The organism is Streptomyces sp. YS-3 (genome assembly GCF_045257485.1).
GTDB lineage: Bacteria > Actinomycetota > Actinomycetes > Streptomycetales > Streptomycetaceae > Streptomyces.
Window position 1 is genome coordinate 1 of record NZ_JBJHPC010001023.1, and the last position, 1258, is coordinate 1258.

Annotated in this window: 2 protein-coding genes; both read left to right on the forward strand. The window is 70.9% G+C overall.

Annotated features, from left to right (window positions below; all coding sequences use genetic code 11):
• Window positions 1–138 precede the first annotated feature (138 nt).
• Window positions 139–435, forward strand: coding sequence for a type II toxin-antitoxin system VapB family antitoxin (locus ACJA3G_RS37210; protein WP_053725882.1), 297 nt, complete (start codon window positions 139–141; stop codon window positions 433–435).
• A 169-nt stretch (window positions 436–604) separates the two neighbouring features.
• Window positions 605–1255 carry a LytR C-terminal domain-containing protein gene (locus ACJA3G_RS37215; RefSeq protein WP_406557427.1) on the forward strand — a complete coding sequence of 217 codons (651 nt, stop codon included), beginning with the start codon at window positions 605–607 and terminating at the stop codon, window positions 1253–1255.
• Window positions 1256–1258 lie beyond the last annotated feature (3 nt).

Here is a 1258-nt window from a genome sequence, read left to right on the forward strand (position 1 = left end):
GGGGGCCGGGGAGGCGGCGGTGTCGTCGTCGCTGGCGGTCATGGCGAGCCCCCTATGTCGGTATTGCGGCGATTGCCCCAGGATCGCACTCACGCACCATGGCTGCGCCCGGAGCCGCTTGCCCGGTAGGCTTTCCGTGTGATCTTCAAGCGCATCGGAAGCGGGCGGCCGTACCCCGACCACGGCCGGGAAAGCACCCGGCAGTGGGCGGACGTCGCGCCGCGCCCGGTCCGGCTCGATCAGCTCGTCACCACCAAGGGGCAGCTCGACCTGGAGACCCTGCTCGCGGAGGACTCCACGTTCTACGGCGACCTCTTCGCGCACGTCGTGAAGTGGCAGGGCGACCTGTACCTGGAGGACGGGCTGCACCGGGCGGTCCGGGCGGCGCTCCAGCAGCGCCAGGTGCTGCACGCGCGCGTCCTGGAAATGGACTGACGGGCGGACCGACGGGCGGACCGAGGGGCGGCTCAGCCACCCGCCGAGGGCCCCGACACTCCGTACGGGCCGGTCCGTACTGATCCTTTCGGGCTCTTTACCGCTCATACGGACGCGATCCATTGATCATTTAGTAGGCATCGCCACCGGGCCGCACTACGCTGCGCATATGAGCATGCTCACTCCCCCCGGCATGGGCGGAAAGTACCGCATCACGGGCGACAAGTACCCGAGGATGCGTCGCCCCCGCCGACGCGGCCGGCTTCTGCTCGCGGTCGTCGCCGCCGTCGTGGTCCTCGGGCTGATCGGCTGGGGGACGATCCAGCTCATCGACGTCTTCGGTGGGTCGGACGGCGCGAAGAAGAAGACGGCCGGCGCGAAGCACGACTGCGCGCCGAGTCCATCGCCCTCACCCTCCGCGTCCACCGCCGCGGCAGCCGCCGCAGCCGCGCTGCCCAAGCCCGCCCAGATCACGGTGAACGTCTACAACGCGACGCCGCGGGGCGGGCTGGCCAAGGACACGGCGGACGAGCTGAAGAAGCGCGGCTTCGCCATCGGCAAGGTGGGGAACGCGCCGGCCGAGTACGACAAGAAGGTCACCGGGAACGGGATACTGCTCGGGGCACCCGGGGCGACCCGGGGCGCCTTCTCCGTCCTGGGTACGCAGCTGAAGGGCGCGGCCCAGAAGACGGACGCGCGGACGACGCCGGACGTCGACCTCATCCTGGGCTCCACCTTCCAGGCACTGGACCCGGCGCAACAGGCGGCGACGGCCCTGTCCGCCCTGGGCAAGCCCCTCCCGGCGCCCACGAAGTGCTAGCCC